We start from the raw sequence: 18,948 nt of genomic DNA, 5'->3' as shown, positions 1-18,948 counted from the left end.
ACGACCGCGCCTATGAATTTTCACACAGGAAAAATAACTAAATACATTATGGCATTCAATTACATCTCGGCAGCGGAAGCTGCAAGCCTGATTAAACATGGCTACAACATCGGCTTGAGCGGATTTACTCCCGCAGGAACAGCCAAAGCCGTTACGGCTGAATTAGCAAAAATCGCGGAAGCAGAACATGCAAAAGGAAACCCTTTCCAGATAGGTATCTTTACAGGTGCCTCTACCGGTGACTCTTGCGACGGCATACTTTCACGTGCCAAAGCTATCCGCTACCGTGCTCCTTACACCACCAATTCCGATTTCCGTAAAGCAGTGAACAGCGGAGAAATCGCTTATAACGACATCCACTTGTCTCAGATGGCACAGGAAGTTCGTTATGGTTTCATGGGCAAAGTGAACATTGCCATTATCGAAGCCTGCGAAGTGACTCCCGACGGCAAGATTTATCTGACCGCAGCCGGTGGCATAGCTCCTACCGTTTGCCGCCTTGCCGACCAGATTATCGTGGAACTGAATGCTGCCCACAGCAAGAACGCTATGGGATTGCATGACGTATACGAACCGCTCGATCCGCCTTATCGTCGCGAAATCCCTATCTACAAACCGAGTGACCGCATCGGCCAGCCTTATATCCAGGTAGACCCGAAGAAGATTGTAGGCGTGGTAGAAACAAACTGGCCGGATGAAGCCCGTAGTTTTGCAGAAGCTGACCCGTTGACCGACAAGATTGGCCAGAATGTGGCCGACTTCCTGGCTGCTGACATGAAACGCGGCATTATCCCGTCAACATTCCTGCCCCTGCAGTCGGGTGTAGGCAATATCGCCAATGCCGTGCTCGGTGCACTGGGACGTGACAAGACCATCCCGGCATTTGAAATGTACACGGAAGTTATTCAGAACTCCGTTATCGGATTGATTCGCGACGGTCGTGTGAAGTTCGGTAGTGCTTGTTCGCTGACCGTTACGAACGACTGTCTGCAAGGCATTTATGACGATATGGATTTCTTCCGCGACAAACTGGTGCTCCGTCCCTCGGAAATATCCAACAGCCCGGAAGTGGTTCGTCGCTTAGGTGTCATCTCCATAAATACAGCTATCGAGGCAGACCTTTACGGAAACGTAAACTCCACACATATCGGTGGTACGAAAATGATGAACGGCATCGGTGGTTCAGGCGACTTTACCCGCAATGCTTACATCTCTATTTTCACATGCCCGTCCGTTGCCAAAGAAGGTAAGATCAGCGCCATCGTTCCGATGGTATCGCATGCCGACCACAGCGAACATGATGTCAACATCATCATCACCGAACAAGGTGTTGCCGACTTGCGTGGCAAAAGTCCGAAAGAACGTGCACAGGCCATCATCGAGAACTGCGCACATCCCGACTACAAGAATATCTTGTGGGATTACCTGAAAATGACCGACGGTAAAGCTCAGACTCCACACGCCCTCCGCGCTGCATTAGGTATGCACGCCGAACTGGCAAAGAGTGGGGATATGAAGAATGTAGACTGGGCACAGTATAAATAAAAAGTTAAAGAAAACGGGGCTTGCCTATCATGTATAGTGGCAAGCCCCGTTTATTTTCCTCTTATCACTTCATCACACAGGGCATCTTGAAAAGCGCGCGCCTTAGCTCCCGAAAGTACATTCTGGTTCATAATGGCGAAAGCTATCTCATGCCCGTTTGCGGCACGCAGATAGCCCGCCAGACAATTAATGGCCGTAAAAGAACCTGTCTTGGCATGTACATTCTTATAAGAAGGAGTTCCGGGTTTCATCCGGTATTTCAATGTTCCGTCTACGCCGCCGATGGGCAAAGCCTTATACAGCTTCTGAAAAACATCCGTGCGCGAGTAAGCAAACCTGAGAAAGGAAACCAGCAAATCGGGAGAGATATAGTTGTAATTGGAAAGTCCGCAGCCGTCTGCCAGTTTATAATTATCCGCATCTTCTCCCAGAGCTTTCATCTGTCTGCGGATAGCGACAAGTCCGTCTTCATCGGAAACCCGTTTCTTGCCGGTGGCCTGTGCCCCCAAACGGCAAAGCAAAGCCTCGGCATTGAGATTATCGCTTTCTTTCATAATCTGGTTGACCACGTCCTGAACGGGAGTTTCAAATAAAGCCATTTGTACCGAAAGGCTGTCCTTCGTCAGTTCATTGAAAGCATAACCCGCAGGGCATTGGATGCCTTTCGCTTGCAGGCGTTCAAGGAACGTATGCATGAAGAAATCCTGTGAAGAATAAATATTCACCGCACCCATCCGCTTACTTTCCACATTTCCTTTGATAACCACATTATTGCCATTCTGCAACCAATCGCGGGAAACGCCGAAACGTCCGGCGGAAGGAGTCCGGGATTTTGTCTCATTCGTCACGGTATAATAAGAAGAAACCGGAACACACTCCACACTTGCCGTATCACCTTTTACGCCCGGAGATGCAGTTATGGTCACCAGCCCTTTATTCAGCATCAATGGCGAGAGATAAGGCTGATAAGAAGCGGGCGTATCATCCCATGCCCAACCGCTACCCCAATAGATGGAATCCTTCATGGAGACATCGCCATACACATTGCCCGCTATCACCGAAAAAGGGAAACGCCCCACCGTATTCACAAGCGAGTCCAAAGCCTCATCATCAAACTCCGGGTCATAACCACCGACAACGTACAAATCACCTTTCAGCGTATCCCGTTCAATCACTCCCTGATACCACACCTCTGTCCTGAAAGGTTCATCCGCCTCGGGACGGGCAAGGGCGGTAATGGTAGTCAGCAGCTTCATGGTAGAAGCCGGACGGGAAAGTTTATCCGACTGATAAGTATACAAGGACTTTCCGTCAGTCAGATCGTATATGGATATGCCGACATTGGAGCCGGCAGGGAGCTTATACTTAATCAGGGTATCCAGACGGGAAGAGAGGTTCCCGGCACTTCCATTCTGTCCCCACAACATTGCAGGAACAAACAAGAGGGAAAGAACAAGCAACAAAAGATATTTCTTCATGATTGTAGCGGTTTTGATGCACCACAGATTACACAGATTTACACAGATTAGGAAAGATATCTCTGATTATTAATAAATTAAATCTGTGCTAATCTGTGTAATCTGTGGTGAAATAATTCATTTCTGTACCTTTATAACGCTTCTTTAAAGATTTCCGAAACCGTGGGGTGCGGGAAGATGATTTTCTTCCATTCCGTGGTAGTCAGTTTCAGTTCGATAGCCATACCTGCCAGCGTGATGATTTCGGAAGCCGGATTGCCCAGTACATGTGCGCCCAATATGGTTTCATCATCTGAAATCAGAAGTTTGCAGACTCCGTTCACGCCCTCATTCTCAGCAACAAAACGGCCGGAATAAGCCATCGGAAGTTTCACTACGCGATAGTGAATGCCTTTTATCTGCAAGGCTTCTTCCGTCTGTCCCACTCCCGCTATCTCAGGGTTGGTGTATACCACACCGGGAATAGCCCGATAACTCATGGCATCTTCCTTGCCAAGAATAGTATGTACGGCTACTTCCGCCTCGCGCACGGCTGTATGAGCCAGCAAAGAGAACCCCGTCAGGTCGCCACACACATACACGCCCGGAACAGAAGCTTGCATCCGTTCGTTCACGCAAATATTTCCCCGCTCCATCTTCCGTAAATCCAGATTCTCCAGTCCGAAGCCCTTTGTAACCGGACGGCGGCCCACACTCATCAATAGTTTATCGGCAAGCACGGCACCGGTTCCTTCGGCATTCTCATAATTAATTTGTACCTGCGGTTGCCCCTCTCCGGAAGAAGCCTCGGCAATGGATACCACTTTCGTACTCAGCATAAACTTAATTCCCCGCTTGGCATATTCCGCACGCAGCAAGGCAGAAAGTTCTTTATCCATGCCTCCCAAGATTTCATCAAGCATTTCGATGACAGTGACCTGCACACCGAGGCTACTGAAGAAAGAGGCAAACTCTATACCGATCACTCCACCGCCGATAATGGCAAGGGATGCGGGAAGTTCTTTGTTGTCCAATGCGTCACGGTGGGTCCAGAAAGGTACGCTATCCGTTCCGGGGATAGGAGGAATGAAAGTTTCCGAACCGGTGCAAAGAATAAGGTTCTCACATTCGTAAGTTTCACCGCCGCACTGCACGGTGTTTTTGTCGATAATGGCAGCTTCTCCCTGCACGATGTTCACTCCGTGGGCAGTCAGCTTACCTTTAACGCCCAACACCAGTTTACGCACCACTTTTTGTTTGCGGGCAATAATCTTGGGTAAGTCAAACGAAACTTCGGTCACGCTGACCGCATATTTTGAAGCATGACGCGCGGCATCATACGTTTTTGCCGAATACAGTAAGGTCTTGGTAGGAATGCAGCCCTCATTCAGACAGACTCCACCCAGGCTTTGCTTTTCAAACAACACTACGCTCAGTCCGGCTTTTCCGGCAGCTTCGGCAGCAGTATATCCCGCAGGACCTCCACCGATAATGGCAACTTGGTATTTCATAGCTTTTATTTATTTGTAAACTGCCTGCAAGTTAATAAAAACCTCTCTTATCTGCACAAAAGAATTACCCTTTCTTTGTCTTTTTTTCATTCACCCGTTTAGTCTCTACTCCATTATTATTCTACAAAAAACATACCCTCTTGTCTTTTCTTACCAAAAAAAACATACCTTTGTTTGCAGCAATTCAAAACGATTTGCGTCTAATAAACAAAAACTATTCAAAACGAAAAATACATGAAACTAACTGACGCACTCCCAACGCTATTACTCTTTACCGTCATTCTTTTCTGCGGAACCGCCTGTGAGGATGGAAACGACGAACGTTTCTCATTTACAGAGGAAGTCCGGATAGAAGGTGACCTGAACACCATAGAAATCCCGATGACCAGAACCAACTGGATTGTAGCCTCAGTCACCTATTTCGACGGAGGCATCATGACAGATGAATACGGATATCCTGTGAGACTGGAAGGGATGGGTACGGTACGCTTTCATTGGGGCAGCATCATCCGCGACAAGAGCAATGCCCTGACCATACAAGTAGATGATAACTTTGAAGGAAGAGAACGTACAATGATCATCAACCTGAGCACCGCAAAAGGACTCTACTCGGAACAAATTGTCATCCGACAGGAGCCATGCACCAACTTCTACCAGATAGAATCCCTCGTCTATACCCTGGAGGAAGGCGACGGAATAAAAGAGATAGGAACGCAGCCCTGGGGAATCAACTGGATAGATAAATCTACGGATAACGAAGAAACCAGACCGATAAACCTCTTCCCATTCTATAATGCCTACGTAATATATAACTTCGAATATGAAGTATCGGAACCTCTCCAGAATTGGTTTCCCCAAGAAGAAAGCAACCATGTACAGATTCCCAAAGACATCGTGAACGGAAAAATCATCTTCGAAGAAGAAAAAAGGCCATTCACCTACAGAGGGCTGTATTACAACGAATTGAGAGAAGTAAGCTTTCAAAAGGACATGGTAAACCAGAAGAAAAATTCATATCGCGCCGACATCTATTACAAGCGTTTATCGGCACACTACACCCTGACCTTGACAAGACCGGGTAGCAACACAAAGAAAGTCATCCAGGGAAAGCTGCTGAAAGACTATCCTTACGATTGCTCACCAATACGCCATGAGGTCAGCGACCTGACTGGTGACGAATAAACGGCAGAGTCTCAGTAATCTCCTCCCTGCTCACGGTAGGGGGGCGCTTGTCCGTCAACTTGCGACACACCAGGCGGCCCACCTTCAACGCATCTTCCTCTGATGTGAAAGGTGTTCTCTCACCAATGGCAGGTATATAAGGCTGATAAATCAGCGTGTCTTCTTCGTGGAGCACCACATACCCGTAACCACCCTCCACCTGCACCGGACGGCAGACAAATTCCTCACTACCGACACTCTTGCGGCCGGAGCAACAAGAAAGGCATACTGCCACAAAGGGCAGTACACCTAACTTCACAATAAACATCAGCTTCATAAATCCTTAATATAGAGCGCTAACCTATATACAAAACACTAATCAACCTCTTCCTGCTCGTAAGGCAAGAGTTCGTAAACATCGTCAAAATAACTGGTTCCCGAAGCACCCGTCAGCACAAAGCCGCGTTTGCCCGTAGAGAAAGAAACCGCATAGGCACGCGAAGAAGCCCCGGAACTGACATTATGCACATCCGTCATCGGCGTAAAGTCATCATCAGAATCACCATACCATAAATCCTGGTCGGGATCGTATACCCAATAATCACTGGTCACACCGCTACGGCTTCCGGAAGCCAGATACCCCCTTCCGTCTATGACGAAAGCTACGGCACCCATACGTGTAATGGCATAATCATCATCATAGTCTTCATCATCATCCGTATCGGCAATATCGCGCAACTGCTTCCAGTCGCTACCGTCAAATCTCCACAAGTCATCCACCAAAGTACTATTGTTCTGCCCGCAACAGATATAAGCCACGTCATCTATCACGAAAGCCGTGCCATAGTAGCGCTTATATCCTCCGAATCCGTTTACTATCTTCCACTGTTGCCCGCTTGCGGCGGCAGGGTCGAAACGGTAGAAGTCTTTCAGATGATTGTCGTTATATCCCGTGCCGACATATCCGTAACCTCCTATGGAAAAGGCCAGTGCACCGTAGCGCGCGCCTCCGCCGAAGTCATCCTTTTGTGTCCAGGTATCCGTATTCGGGTCGTACTCCCAGGTATCCGCCAGATTCGTCGTCTCATTCTTTTGGGCACCGGTGGTGACATACCCTTTCCCATTCAAGGCGAATGAAGCCGCACTGTGACGACCGATTGCCTCATCGGGCATATCGGCACATTGCGTCCAGTAGTCACCGTCCATATCGTATACCCAAAGGTCTTTCAGGTATGTCTTGTTCGTTCCACGAAGTCCGCAGCACAGATAGCCTTTATTATCGATAGTGAAACTACTGGCATATCCCCGTGCAACACCGTCCAGGTCCGACCTTCTCATCCATACACCTTGCGTGTATTCGTCGTCGTCCGTGCAACTGCCGGCCAGGCATCCAACCGCCAGCAGCGTCATTACAAATAATAGTCGATTCATTTTTCTTCAGAACTTGTTTTGATTACTATAATTTTGGTAGCAAAAGTAGGCTCCGGGTACTACATTCGCAAAAATAACCGACAAACAGCAACAAATTTCCGATAAATACCTTTACCGATAAAACTTGCCCGATAACCGATTAAAATAGGAAGAGACGGAAGATTCATTTTCCTTTGCGACGGAAAAAGCTGTTGCGAGCGACAAGCGACAGCCCGTAACTCTAAAAACCAACAGCAATGAAAAAGTTATTGTATAGCCTGATTGTAATGCTCGCCGCCTTCTGCGCCTGTCAGGATGAGAATTCAAAATTAGGACAAAGTCTGGTGGACAGCTCCTTTTATAATGTATATGTAGACACCTGCACGGTAGACATCAGCACCATCCTCATGGACTCGATAGAAACCCGTGGCGACACCGTCTGCCAACTGGGACACTACAAGGACGACTCATGGGGCGAAGTTTCCGCCGCCTACTATGCCGAATATTCCGTTGCCAGCTTCAGCCCCAACGAGGATTACAGTTACAGTTTCGACTCACTCGTGCTGAGAATGACGCACACCGGCCACTTCTGGGGCGACACACTGACACAGCAACGCATTTCCGTCTACCGGCTGAAACAGCCCATCATACTGGAAGATGACGACGACCTGTACAACAGCACCATTCTTCCCATAGAGAGCACTCCCCTTTCCAGCTTCACTTTCAGCCCGCGTCCCGGCATAAAGAAGGAGCTGGAGATACGTCTGCCCGATGAGCTGGGAAAACAATTGCTGAACGACCTCATCAACGAAGAAGAGTATTTCGACAGCCAGGACAAGTTCAAAGATAAATTTCCCGGCCTGGCCTTCATAGCCGAAAACAGCGGAGAATGTATCACCGGATTCATGGTGAACGACTCTTCGATGGCCATCACCCTTCACTACAAGGAAATCACCAACCTGCGCACGGAGAAGGAGCTCACCTTCAGCGTAAACAAGGATTATGCGTATACTAACGTCCGCACCGACCGCACCGGAACTCCCCTCGCCACGATGGTAAGCGGAATAGAAAACCTCGTTCATTCCAACAGCATGGGTATGCGGGCTTATATGCAGGGACTGACAGGATTCTACAATCAGATAGAGTTTCCCCACCTCAATAACTTGCAGGATGCCGGAGAAATTGTCTCCATCGAAAAAGCGATACTCTATCTTTATCCGCTCGCCCAAAGCTACAACCGGGTGAACCAATTGCCGGAAGACATACGCCTCTACATCACGGACGAGAACAACGTACTGGAAGATTATGTGTATGGCAGCGACGGCGTAACGGTGCAGACCGGGAACCTGACCGTGGACGAGATGTCCGGACGGGAGACGTACTACTCTTTCGATGTGACCGAGTTCATCCGCAACAACTTCGGCACATGGGGCATCAAGCGGCAGAAACTGTTGCTGGCTCCGCCGGATGATGAAATGGCGACAACCTTCAACCAGATTATTTTCACCAACGACCCCTCCCGGGAGAGACAATGCAGATTAGATGTCAGATTTAAAATATACAACGAAAAATGAAACAACACCACCGGATTCCCCTTATGCTGTGCAGTTTATGTACGGCAAGCCTCTCCATCATAGCCCAGAATACCACCAACCTGCCCACCTCCATGTATGGAGTGGGCGAACTGAGCGCCAGTGACGGCGGACGCTATGCCGGTATGGGCAACATAGGCATCGCCCTGAACCGCACCGGATTCCAGAATACCCTGAACCCGGCAGCCATCACCCGGATGGACAGCACTTGCTTCATATTCGACGTCGGCGCATCGGCTTCTTACGCCCGATACTCTTTTCAGAACGAACACAGTTCCAGCGCTTCGGGCAATCCGAACCGTTTCAGCATGGGCTTTCGCGTGCTGCCGCGTTGGTATGCCATAGTGGGTGCTTCACCCTACAGCAGCGTGGGCTACGTCATCCAGACCGAAGAGCCGGTGGAAGGAATGCCCGGAAGTTATACCTATTCCTTATTTGAAGGGACGGGAGGATTATACCGCTGTTACGTCACCAACGCTTTTGCATTGACAAAACGATTGTCTGTAGGCATAAATCTGGGCATGATACTGGGCACAGTGACACAGAGCGAAACACAAGAAGGTGCCATTGTGGAGTATGAATCTTCCAAGCGCGCTTTTTACGCCGACTTCGGACTACATTATGAATTCAATACCGCCGGAAGGCGGAAATGGGCGGCGGGACTGGTATTTGCCCCCTCTCTCCAGATTAACCACGATAATAATCTGACTTATAGCAACTCTTCCACCAGCGAAGGCGTCGACAAGTCATATCATAGCCGGAAACAGTATCTGCCTATGCATATGGGCGCAGGCGTATCAATGACTACCGAACGCTGGGTGGTCACCGCCGACTACAATTACATGGATTGGAGCCGTAACACCTCGTCCTATGCTTCCATGAAATATGAAAATCAGCATAAACTGAACATAGGGGGGATTTACACTACCAATCCGCGCCTGCCCCGCTCCACAGAACTAATGGGAGGGGTCGGTTTCAGCAATTCTTATATTAATCTGAGAGACGGAAAGATGCACTATCTGGAGGTCAGCGGAGGAGTGAGTTTTCCCATCCGCTATTCTTACCTTTCATTGGGTGCCACCTGGCGGAAGCAAATGAACTCACGCAGCAGTCTGATGCAGGAAAGCCGTTTCAGCTTAAACCTGAATATTACGTTCGGAGAAAGACTGGCTAAGTCAAAACTGAGATAGGAAAGGGAAGCTAAGCTCTTTTCCAGGCATTCCTACGTTTTCTCCTGCCTAAACTTAAGCCGCTTTCATGAGAATGCTTATTCTTTCCATGGTGGAAAGAATAAGTATTTACTATTGTTTTCTTTAGCGGCTACGAGAAAAAAAGATAAAAGTGGCGGTGTGGCGGCTTAATTCTGATACTTCACGTTTTTTAATGAAGTATATGCAAGAAATATGCTTTAAAACGGTGCGGAAAGGAATTATTTCACCACAGATTACACAGATTAGCACAGATTTAATTTATTAATAATCAGAGATATCTTCCCTAATCTGTGTAAATCTGTGTAATCTGTGGTGCATCATAACCGCTCATTAAAGAACAGAATAATTAGAAATATAACTCTTCAACTTCTTCCGGTAAACCTCTCCGATAGGAATACTTCTCTTGTCCAAAGCAATCTTGTTACCCTCTATCATGCGAATGCAATCTTTGCGGATAATGAACGAACGGTGTACGCGGATAAAATCATCAGAAGGCAGTTTCTCTTCCATATACTTCATGCTGCATAAACTCAATACAGGCTTCGGTTCATCTTTGCTGTAAATCTTCACATAATCGCCCAGCCCCTCGATATAACATATACTGGACATAGCCAGACGAATGATCCGACTGTCAGACTTCACATAAATAACCTTAGGCAGTTCCGTTTGTGTCTTTTCGGGGAGAATGCTAAGCGGCATCCCTGTTTCGCCTTTCAGATTGAACCAGCGCGAAGCCTTGTTCACCGCTTCGAAAAAGACGAGAAAACTAATCTCGGATACCAGATAATCCAGTGCATCCAGGCGGAAGCACTCGGCAGCATAGCGGGGAGTATCAGCAATAAATATGACGCGAGTGGACGGGGAGAGCAATTTACTGAATTCCATTCCGTTTATTCCCTCCATTTCTTCCTGCTGAATCCCTACAAAGTAAATACTTACCTTTTTCTCATAATACCCCTTCAACGCTTCAATGGGATTACTGTACTCTCCACACAAAGAAAGAAAAGGCGTCTTGGCAATGAACATTTCCAGTTGTTCTCTCACCTGTCTGTCGGTATGCAAAATAGCACAAGTTAAATTCATCATCATTTCTCTTACTTTTTGAAAATTAGACGAACGACTTTCCGGAAGACTGCAAAGGTGGAACCGGGAATTAATATTTCTTCACCGAAAAAGAATTTCTGTTAACAAGACTTACACTGATGATGCCTCCTCGCGCAAACGCTCCCGAAGCATTTTAATGAACATATCCTCTTTCACCGGAAGCAGCACGGCACACTTCCCTTCCGTTCCGTAGCGCACCAGCACATAACGCATCACGGCAAAGCACCCTATCTTCATGGACGAAGTCCGCTCCACGGAAATAATATCTTTCAGGAGAACCTCCTTCGAACGGGTGAAGCGCCCGAAATAGAGAATGAGGCGCCCATCCGCCGTCAGCGTGTAAGTGGTATGAATGAGACGCTCGATAGCGATGATGAGCAGCAACATGAAGATGATGGCCATGACGGCATGCTTCATCCACATTTCATGGATAGTGGCCGCCGTTGCTATCAACAAAAACAAATATTGCCCTGCGGCAATACGGGCATGGAAGATACGGTTCATTGAGTCTTATTTTTGCCGCTAAGATAGGCATTTTTATGGAATGATATGAATTATCCTTCCAATATCTCCCGCAGCCTATCCGCCAACAGCTTATCATCTTCCAGCCTCATCTTCCAGCACACCGCCTTGCGAAACATGTATATCTGTTCCGCCGACAAACAAAACAATTGCTCAATCTCATCCGCAGACTGCCCCAGGGCAACCAGCATACAAAGCAGTTCTTCATCTTTCGTGGCACCGGGAACAAGCTTCTGCAGTTCTTTTATAAAACCCGGATAATGAAAAATAAATATCTCACGGAAAACAGCTCCGCGCGTTCCGCACAGCATATCTTTCGAAGCATTAGGCGACTCATCGGAAATCATTTCTATCAAAGCCCTGCTAATTTCTTTCATACATAATCGTGCCATCTTTTCCACTTTACTTTTTTTGAATTGGTTAGTTGTCCATCTGTGTACAAATTTGCAGAAAATATAAGATTAAACCATGAATTAGCAATATACAATCTAATGTACAAAGCTGTATCACCTTCATTATCAATATATATAAAATGCAAAAAACAGGAACACTGCTTATTTCTATTTTAAAATGGAATTGTATCTTTGCCTGACAAACAAAATAAACTTTCAAACCCATGAAAATAAAAATACTCCTGTTGCTCCTTATAGTATCCATAGGAGCCTGTACAACAAGTCCGAATTCTACAAACAGTAATGATGCGCAAAAGTGGCAACAAACCATCACGGAACTAAATGCATTATTACGAGAAAAAAAGCACCAAAAAGCCATTGACGAAGCCCAACAAAAACTGTCTCAACTATTGGCTGCAACAGCAAATGCAACCATCCCCAACGACACTTTGGCTAAATATGCCCGCCAAATACTAAACCTCTCTTATTTCAGCTATCTGGGCAGCAAACAGTTCCAGCCCGGCATCGAGTATCTGGACAGTATCAGCGACAACCCTTTCCTGCAACAGTACTGCAAGCACGAACTGTTATCCACCCGGGCAAGTCTGCACCAGATGTACGGAGACAACCAAGTGGCTATCCGACTGGCAGACGAATACTTGCAGCTGCCCGAATATGAGGATGCTGACCGTTACATTCCGCAGGCAGAATTAGTCAGCGGAGTCTATGTCTATTCCGGCAATGATATTCCCCAAGCCATCCGGCTACTGGAACGGGCCATGGAATGTTACCATCAGGGAGGGAGCTTTCAGAATATGCTCCGCATCATCTCCCGGCTGGGCATCTATTACCGCCTCGTAGGCGAGTACGAGAAAGCAGTAGCCACCAATCAAGAGGCCATCAACAGCTATACCGACAGCATAGCCCCGCCTAACATCGTGATAGCTTATGGAGAGCAGGCTAACCTTTATGCCGAATTGGGTATGTACGACCGTGCACTGCAAATGAATGCGAAAGCCCAGCACTACTCACTTCTGAAAGACAGTTTCGGGCTGGGTGACCTTTACCGCTACCGTGCAGAGATATTCCGTAAAACCCAGGAGAGGGACTCCGTATTCTATTATCTGAACCAGGCAGAGAAAGTTTCGGCTGCACAGAGGAGTTTTAAAGGGGTGTTCGTCAACAAGGCTCTCGCAGTGGATGCTTACCAGGATTATCCGGACTCCGTGCAAAAAGCCTTAGACCTCGCATTGAGCATTTGCCCGGACAGCGCCCGTATGCCGCAATGGGCCAGACATCAGTTGAACCTTCACTTGGGACGCGCTTTGCTTCATACAGGAAAAGCCACCCAGGGAATCGCACTGATAGAGAAAGCCGCAAAGGGATATAGGGAAATGGATATGAGAGAAATGGAATACAGCACCAACCAGATACTTATGGAATACTACCGGAACATGAGAATGGACGATGCCTTCTTCCGTTGCTACGACCGTAACCACATCTTTGCCGACTCCCTGAATTACAATGAAAGGCTGCGTGTCGTTGCCGCCGCCAATATCCGCTTTGATACCGAACGCCAGGAGAAAGAAAACAAACTGCTCTCCGCACAGGTGGAACTGCAACACCGCCGGTTAGTCTTCAATATCTGCATCTCCATTGCGCTACTGTTGATACTTATCATTTCCATCGCCTACTTCTTCACCCGGAAGAAAGCAAACCGTCTGTTATTGGAAAAGCGCAGACAGGAAATACAGAAATTAATCGCCAGCCAGCAGGAACTGAACCGGCACAACGAGGAACTGTCCAAACAAATAGAACAGATTATGGCTACCAACAATCTGAATACCATCAGCCAGCTGACCGGACAGAACCTGCTCAGCAAGGAAGACGAGAATAACTTCAGAAAGTCTTTTGCCGCCATATATCCACTCTACCTGCCCAAGTTAAGGGAGAAATACCCGAATCTGACGCGCAACGAAGAACTGCTCGCCATGCTCATCTGCATGAACCAGAGCACGGATGAGATAGCCTTGATTATGGGCATCAACCGAAACAGCGTCAATATGATCCGTTCGCGTATGCGGAAGAAAATAAATCTTACAAAAGAAGAGTCGCTGGATGAGGTTATCAAGCAATATTTATCATAAATTCGTGAATTAATATACACGAAAAGTACAAGCAACCCAGTTATTTTGTAGCTTTGCAGTACTTAAACATACGAAATATGATTAAAGAGTTCGACTTTTTAGTAATTGGTTCCGGTATAGCCGGTATGAGTTTCGCTCTGAAAGTGGCTCATAAAGGTAAGGTAGCACTCATCTGCAAGACGGAACTGGAAGAAGCCAACACCTTCTTCGCCCAAGGGGGCATCGCCTCAGTGACCAACACACTGGTAGATAACTTCGACAAGCACATTGAGGATACCATGATTGCGGGTGACTGGATCAGTGACCGTGCCGCCGTAGAGAAAGTGGTGCGTGAAGCACCCGGACAAATCAAGGAACTGATAGACTGGGGAGTGGAATTCGACAAGAACGAGCGGGGAGACTTCGACCTGCACAAAGAAGGCGGTCACTCTGAGTTCCGCATCCTGCACCACAAGGACAACACCGGTGCCGAAATACAGGAAAGCCTCATCAGAGCCGTAAAGACGCATCCCAATATCGAGATATTCAACCGCCATTTTGCCGTAGAAATCATCACACAGCATCACATGGGCATTATCGTAACCCGTCATACTCCGGGCATCAAATGCTATGGAGCGTATGTACTGAATGAGGATACGGGCGAAGTAGATACTTTCCTCTCGAAAGTAACACTGATGGCTACCGGTGGCGTGGGTGCCGTTTACCGCAACACTACCAATCCGCTGGTGGCTACGGGAGACGGAATAGCGATGGTATATCGCGCCAAAGGTTTCGTGCAGGACATGGAGTTCATACAGTTCCACCCTACCGCACTTTATCATCCGGGCGACCGCCCCTGCTTCCTGATAACAGAGGCCATGCGCGGCTACGGCGGTGTATTGCGCAATATGGGTGGCGAAGAGTTCATGCAGAAGTATGACCCCCGTCTGTCACTCGCTCCGCGTGACATCGTGGCACGTGCCATCGACAGTGAGATGAAGCAACGCGGCGACGATCACGTTTATCTGGACGTCACGCACAAGGACCCGGAAGAAACCAAGAAGCATTTCCCGAATATCTATGAGAAATGCCTCAGTCTGGGTATCGATATTACCAAAGATTATATCCCGGTAGCTCCTGCCGCCCATTACCTTTGCGGTGGTATCAAGGTGAATCTGAACGGAGAGTCGTCCATCAACCGCCTGTATGCCGTAGGAGAATGTTCTTGTACGGGTCTGCACGGGGGTAACCGTTTAGCTTCCAACTCATTGATTGAAGCGGTTGTCTATGCTGACGCTGCCGCCAAACATGCTTTAAGCGAACTCGACCGCTATGAATTCAATCGTGAGATACCGGAATGGAACGCCGAAGGAACAGTGACCAATGAAGAAATGGTGCTTATCACCCAAAGCATGAAAGAGGTCAATCAGATTATGGGCGCATATGTGGGCATTGTACGCAGCAACCTGCGTCTGAAACGCGCTTGGGTACGTTTGGATATGATATATGAAGAGACGGAAGACTTGTTCAAGCGCAGCAAGGCATCCAGAGCTATTTGTGAGTTGCGTAATATGGTCAATGTAGGTTATCTGATTACACGTCAGGCAATAGAGCGTAAGGAAAGTCGCGGATTGCATTATACGATTGACTATCCGCACGCAAAGAAATAAGATAAAACCTTATTAATACCTACCACCTCCTTCTTGAAGGAGGAGAGTTAAGATACTCTGCTTATAATGCAAAACGCCCGGATGTTTTTAATTAGACACCCGGGCGTTCTTTATCGTAGAAATAAGAATTTCTTAATAGTTTTCTTTCTTCACTTCGAAATAAGCCTGCGGGTGCAAACAAGCCGGACAAACTTCGGGAGCTTCCTTACCTGTATAAATGAAACCGCAGTTACGGCATTGCCATACCACTTCACCTTCTTTAGCGAATACAGTAGCATTCTCGATATTGTTTACGAAAGCCAGGTATCTTTCTTCATGACCTTTTTCGGCAATTGAAATGTTGCGGTACATAGCAGCGATTTCATAGAAACCTTCTTTTTCTGCCACGTCAGCAAAGTGAGGATAATCCAATGACCATTCTTCGTGTTCGCCGGCAGCGGCTGCTTTCAGATTTTCCAATGTAGTGCTGATGACACCGGCAGGATAGCTTGCAGTGATTTCTACCATACCACCTTCCAGATACTTGAACATACGCTTGGCGTGTTCTTTTTCCTGGTCAGCCGTTTCAGTGAAAATAGCAGCGATTTGTTCGTAGCCTTCTTTCTTAGCTACACTTGCAAAGTAAGTGTAACGCATTCTTGCCTGTGATTCTCCTGCAAATGAGGTCAACAGATTTTTTTCTGTTTGAGTTCCCTTAACACTTTTAGCCATAATCTTTTTCTTATTTAGTTAGTAAATTACGTATCAATTGTCGTTAGTCATTTTTATTACAACACAAAAATAGGCTTTTTGTTTGAGATTCACACACTTTTTATTCATCGGATTTGTCTATGCAGGGATAGATAAAATCTATAATAGAAAATGCTTATTCTCACTTGATATCAAATAATTCTTCATTTAATAATCCGGAATATGCATTATTTTGTCTAATTTTGCGCCTCGTTTCACAAAAAAGACAGATTATCCATGAAGGCGTTCGAATTCAAGCCGAAGTTATACACGGCTTTGAAAAATTATTCAAAAGAATTATTTATGGCAGACCTGATGGCCGGTATCATTGTGGGTATCGTTGCTCTTCCGCTTGCCATTGCGTTCGGTATCGCATCCGGCGTATCACCTGAAAAAGGTATTATCACGGCTATCATTGCCGGATTCATCATCTCCATGCTGGGAGGCAGTAAAGTACAGATAGGAGGTCCTACAGGAGCTTTTATCGTTATCATCTATGGCATTATCCAGCAATATGGAGAGGCAGGACTGATTGTCGCCACACTGATGGCAGGAGTTATTCTAATACTATTAGGAGTATTCAAGTTAGGTGCTGTTATCAAGTTTATCCCCTATCCTATTATTGTAGGTTTCACCAGTGGTATTGCCGTCACTATTTTTACGACACAGATTGCCGATATCTTCGGGCTGAATTTTGGCGGAGAGAAGGTGCCGGGAGATTTTGTAGGAAAATGGATTATTTATTTTAATCATTTTGATACGATCAATTGGTGGAATACAATTGTCAGTATTGTCAGCATTGCAATTATTGCCATTACTCCGAAGTTCTCAAAGAAGATACCCGGTTCGCTGATTGCAATTATCGTAGTGACGGTAGCGGTATATCTGATGAAAACATACGGTGGTATTACCTGTATCGACACCATTGGTGACCGTTTCAGTATTAAAGCGGAACTTCCCGATGCAGTGATGCCTTCCTTAAATTGGGAAGCTATTAAAAACCTTTTCCCTGTTGCCATTACCATTGCCGTATTGGGGGCTATTGAGTCACTGCTTTCAGCTACGGTAGCGGATGGTGTGATTGGTGACAAGCATGATTCTAATACGGAATTGATTGCACAGGGAGCAGCCAATCTGGTCACTCCTCTATTTGGTGGTATTCCTGCCACAGGAGCTATTGCACGTACGATGGCAAATATCAACAATGGTGGTAAAACCCCTGTTGCAGGTATGGTTCATGCAGTTGTGCTGTTACTCATCCTTCTGTTTCTTATGCCGTTGGCACAATATATTCCGATGGCTTGTCTGGCAGGCGTACTCGTAATAGTCTCTTATAACATGAGTGGATGGCGTACGTTCAAGGCTTTATTGAAGAGTCCGAAATCAGACGTGACCGTTTTGCTGATTACTTTCTTCCTGACGGTTATCTTCGATCTGACAATTGCCATTGAAGTAGGTTTGGTCATCGCTTGTGTACTTTTCATGCGTCGTGTGATGGAGACTACTGAAATCTCCGTCATCAAAGACGAAATAGACCCGAATGCAGAGTCCGACATCCAGATGAGCGAAGAAAACCTGATTATCCCGAAAGGTGTGGAAGTATACGAAATCAATGGTCCGTACTTCTTTGGTATCGCCACTAAATTCGAGGAAATCATGTCCAGACTGGGCGACCGTCCCAAAGTACGTATCATCCGTATGAGAAAAGTGCCTTTCATTGATTCCACAGGTATTCATAACCTGACCAGCCTTTGCCAAATGGCTCAACGTGAAAAAACAACAATCGTACTTTCCGGAGTAAATGAGAAGGTACACAAAGTATTGAAGAAGTCTGGTTTCTACGAGCTTTTGGGTGAAAAGAACATTTGCCCGAATATCAATGTGGCATTGGAAAGAGCGAAAGAATTAATTGAATGAAAACAATAATTGTTTTTATGATAATGCTGGGTGATTGTGTATAAAGTGAATACATAGTCACCCAGCATCCTTTTTACAGAAAAATCTCCTTTATTCCCTTATCCATGCTCCGGTAATTTCCGCTACATAAATATGGTGCAAGCCGCCATGAGCACCACCATACCATTGTTTACATACAGCAGGATCAATGAAGCAATCTTCTTTCATTACATCCGTATAGAGCTTGCGACATTCCAGACTAAGGCGTCCCTGTTCAAAAAGAATATTTCCTTTTTCCGTAACAATGGGTTTCAGCCCTGTTTCCTTCACCTTGTCCACTTCCCTACCCGACTTGCTTCCACAAATCTTATGAATAGCTCTGTTTTCTTCTCCCAAAAAAGAGAGCGTAAAGTATTCACTCTTCTCAATAAACTCAAACGTGTAACGCTCCGGACGGATAAAGACATAAACCACTGGTTTGTTCCATAGGAAGCCTATGCCGCCCCAACTGGCAGTCATAGTATTGAAATGCTCCTTATTACCTGCCGTCACCAGCATCCATTCTTTACCGATAATTTCAAAGAAGTTATCTGAAAGGTCTTTAATTGCAATAGGTTTCATA

16 protein-coding genes are annotated in these 18,948 nt (G+C 46.6%); 7 read left to right on the top strand and 9 right to left on the bottom strand.

All coding sequences use genetic code 11. The annotated features are described in order from the left end of the window. Positions 1–48 precede the first annotated feature (48 nt). Positions 49–1,545, top strand: coding sequence for a butyryl-CoA:acetate CoA transferase (locus BUC01_RS05890; RefSeq protein ID WP_073313027.1), 1,497 nt, complete (start codon positions 49–51; stop codon positions 1,543–1,545). 50 nt (positions 1,546–1,595) lie between these two features. Here the strand turns inward: BUC01_RS05890 and dacB are convergent, their stop codons facing one another. Both dacB and lpdA read right to left on the bottom strand, forming a co-directional pair. After that, the gene (gene dacB, locus BUC01_RS05885) at positions 1,596–3,023 is read right to left on the bottom strand and encodes a D-alanyl-D-alanine carboxypeptidase/D-alanyl-D-alanine endopeptidase (RefSeq protein WP_025831389.1); all 1,428 of its coding nucleotides are present in this window, start codon (positions 3,021–3,023) and stop codon (positions 1,596–1,598) included. A 131-nt stretch (positions 3,024–3,154) separates the two neighbouring features. Beyond that, positions 3,155–4,513, bottom strand: a complete 1,359-nt coding sequence (gene lpdA / locus BUC01_RS05880) for a dihydrolipoyl dehydrogenase (RefSeq protein ID WP_073313025.1) — start codon at positions 4,511–4,513, stop codon at positions 3,155–3,157. 234 nt (positions 4,514–4,747) lie between these two features. Here lpdA and BUC01_RS05875 point away from each other — a divergent pair, with 234 nt between their 5' ends. Then, complete coding sequence (locus BUC01_RS05875; protein WP_073313023.1) at positions 4,748–5,695, top strand: hypothetical protein; 948 nt, start codon at positions 4,748–4,750, stop codon at positions 5,693–5,695. Here the strand turns inward: BUC01_RS05875 and BUC01_RS05870 are convergent. Both BUC01_RS05870 and BUC01_RS05865 read right to left on the bottom strand, forming a co-directional pair. Continuing rightward, positions 5,670–6,011 (bottom strand): DUF4907 domain-containing protein, encoded by a 342-nt coding sequence (locus BUC01_RS05870; RefSeq protein ID WP_025831390.1) that lies wholly within the window; start codon positions 6,009–6,011, stop codon positions 5,670–5,672. The genes BUC01_RS05875 and BUC01_RS05870 overlap by 26 nt on opposite strands. A gap of 38 nt (positions 6,012–6,049) precedes the next feature. Next, complete coding sequence (locus BUC01_RS05865; protein ID WP_073313021.1) at positions 6,050–7,105, bottom strand: Kelch repeat-containing protein; 1,056 nt, start codon at positions 7,103–7,105, stop codon at positions 6,050–6,052. Between the two features lie 236 nt (positions 7,106–7,341). Between BUC01_RS05865 and BUC01_RS05860 the strand changes: the two genes are divergently transcribed. Together BUC01_RS05860 and BUC01_RS05855 are read left to right on the top strand one after the other, a co-directional pair. Beyond that, complete coding sequence (locus tag BUC01_RS05860; protein ID WP_025831391.1) at positions 7,342–8,658, top strand: DUF4270 family protein; 1,317 nt, start codon at positions 7,342–7,344, stop codon at positions 8,656–8,658. Next, positions 8,655–9,866 carry a BamG family beta-barrel-assembly machinery protein gene (locus BUC01_RS05855; RefSeq protein ID WP_025831392.1) on the top strand — a complete coding sequence of 404 codons (1,212 nt, stop codon included), beginning with the start codon at positions 8,655–8,657 and terminating at the stop codon, positions 9,864–9,866. The genes BUC01_RS05860 and BUC01_RS05855 overlap by 4 nt, the downstream gene beginning before the upstream one ends. Before the next feature lie 351 nt (positions 9,867–10,217). Here the strand turns inward: BUC01_RS05855 and BUC01_RS05850 are convergent, their stop codons facing one another. From BUC01_RS05850 to BUC01_RS05840, 3 genes are all read right to left on the bottom strand, one after another. After that, entirely contained in the window at positions 10,218–10,970 is a 753-nt protein-coding gene (locus BUC01_RS05850; RefSeq protein WP_073313037.1) for a LytR/AlgR family response regulator transcription factor, read from the bottom strand. A 111-nt stretch (positions 10,971–11,081) separates the two neighbouring features. Next, on the bottom strand, positions 11,082–11,495 hold the full coding sequence (locus BUC01_RS05845; RefSeq protein WP_025831393.1) for a PH domain-containing protein: 414 nt from the start codon (positions 11,493–11,495) through the stop codon (positions 11,082–11,084). A 50-nt stretch (positions 11,496–11,545) separates the two neighbouring features. Then, on the bottom strand, positions 11,546–11,905 hold the full coding sequence (locus BUC01_RS05840) for a hypothetical protein (protein WP_025831394.1): 360 nt from the start codon (positions 11,903–11,905) through the stop codon (positions 11,546–11,548). A gap of 224 nt (positions 11,906–12,129) precedes the next feature. On the opposite strand from BUC01_RS05840, the gene BUC01_RS05830 reads away from it, so the two are divergent. Together BUC01_RS05830 and nadB are read left to right on the top strand one after the other, a co-directional pair. Further along, complete coding sequence (locus BUC01_RS05830) at positions 12,130–14,052, top strand: tetratricopeptide repeat protein (RefSeq protein ID WP_073313019.1); 1,923 nt, start codon at positions 12,130–12,132, stop codon at positions 14,050–14,052. A gap of 77 nt (positions 14,053–14,129) precedes the next feature. Continuing rightward, complete coding sequence (gene nadB / locus BUC01_RS05825; protein WP_025831396.1) at positions 14,130–15,701, top strand: L-aspartate oxidase; 1,572 nt, start codon at positions 14,130–14,132, stop codon at positions 15,699–15,701. A 132-nt stretch (positions 15,702–15,833) separates the two neighbouring features. Here nadB and rbr read toward each other — a convergent pair whose 3' ends face one another. After that, complete coding sequence (rbr, locus tag BUC01_RS05820; RefSeq protein WP_025831397.1) at positions 15,834–16,412, bottom strand: rubrerythrin; 579 nt, start codon at positions 16,410–16,412, stop codon at positions 15,834–15,836. A gap of 255 nt (positions 16,413–16,667) precedes the next feature. Between rbr and BUC01_RS05815 the strand changes: the two genes are divergently transcribed. Beyond that, complete coding sequence (locus tag BUC01_RS05815; RefSeq protein ID WP_025831398.1) at positions 16,668–18,347, top strand: SulP family inorganic anion transporter; 1,680 nt, start codon at positions 16,668–16,670, stop codon at positions 18,345–18,347. A gap of 90 nt (positions 18,348–18,437) precedes the next feature. Here BUC01_RS05815 and BUC01_RS05810 read toward each other — a convergent pair whose 3' ends face one another. After that, the gene (locus BUC01_RS05810) at positions 18,438–18,947 is read right to left on the bottom strand and encodes a flavin reductase family protein (RefSeq protein ID WP_025831399.1); all 510 of its coding nucleotides are present in this window, start codon (positions 18,945–18,947) and stop codon (positions 18,438–18,440) included. Position 18,948: the final 1 nt, after the last annotated feature.

The sequence above is a fragment of the Bacteroides stercorirosoris genome, assembly GCF_900142015.1.
In the GTDB taxonomy this organism is placed as follows: Bacteria; Bacteroidota; Bacteroidia; order Bacteroidales; family Bacteroidaceae; genus Bacteroides; species Bacteroides stercorirosoris.
The sequence above is the reverse complement of the archived record's forward strand: the minus strand, read 5'-3'. Positions and strand labels throughout refer to the sequence as shown.

Coding starts and splice junctions, on each gene's coding strand:
- BUC01_RS05810 (WP_025831399.1), bottom strand. CDS start 18,947: ATGAAACCTATTGCAATTAAAGACCTTTCAGATAACTTCTTTGAAATT.
- BUC01_RS05875 (WP_073313023.1), top strand. CDS start 4,748: ATGAAACTAACTGACGCACTCCCAACGCTATTACTCTTTACCGTCATT.
- nadB (WP_025831396.1), top strand. CDS start 14,130: ATGATTAAAGAGTTCGACTTTTTAGTAATTGGTTCCGGTATAGCCGGT.
- BUC01_RS05860 (WP_025831391.1), top strand. CDS start 7,342: ATGAAAAAGTTATTGTATAGCCTGATTGTAATGCTCGCCGCCTTCTGC.
- dacB (WP_025831389.1), bottom strand. CDS start 3,023: ATGAAGAAATATCTTTTGTTGCTTGTTCTTTCCCTCTTGTTTGTTCCT.
- BUC01_RS05850 (WP_073313037.1), bottom strand. CDS start 10,970: ATGAATTTAACTTGTGCTATTTTGCATACCGACAGACAGGTGAGAGAA.
- BUC01_RS05845 (WP_025831393.1), bottom strand. CDS start 11,495: ATGAACCGTATCTTCCATGCCCGTATTGCCGCAGGGCAATATTTGTTT.
- BUC01_RS05840 (WP_025831394.1), bottom strand. CDS start 11,905: ATGGCACGATTATGTATGAAAGAAATTAGCAGGGCTTTGATAGAAATG.
- BUC01_RS05870 (WP_025831390.1), bottom strand. CDS start 6,011: ATGAAGCTGATGTTTATTGTGAAGTTAGGTGTACTGCCCTTTGTGGCA.
- rbr (WP_025831397.1), bottom strand. CDS start 16,412: ATGGCTAAAAGTGTTAAGGGAACTCAAACAGAAAAAAATCTGTTGACC.
- BUC01_RS05865 (WP_073313021.1), bottom strand. CDS start 7,105: ATGAATCGACTATTATTTGTAATGACGCTGCTGGCGGTTGGATGCCTG.
- BUC01_RS05855 (WP_025831392.1), top strand. CDS start 8,655: ATGAAACAACACCACCGGATTCCCCTTATGCTGTGCAGTTTATGTACG.
- BUC01_RS05830 (WP_073313019.1), top strand. CDS start 12,130: ATGAAAATAAAAATACTCCTGTTGCTCCTTATAGTATCCATAGGAGCC.
- lpdA (WP_073313025.1), bottom strand. CDS start 4,513: ATGAAATACCAAGTTGCCATTATCGGTGGAGGTCCTGCGGGATATACT.
- BUC01_RS05890 (WP_073313027.1), top strand. CDS start 49: ATGGCATTCAATTACATCTCGGCAGCGGAAGCTGCAAGCCTGATTAAA.
- BUC01_RS05815 (WP_025831398.1), top strand. CDS start 16,668: ATGAAGGCGTTCGAATTCAAGCCGAAGTTATACACGGCTTTGAAAAAT.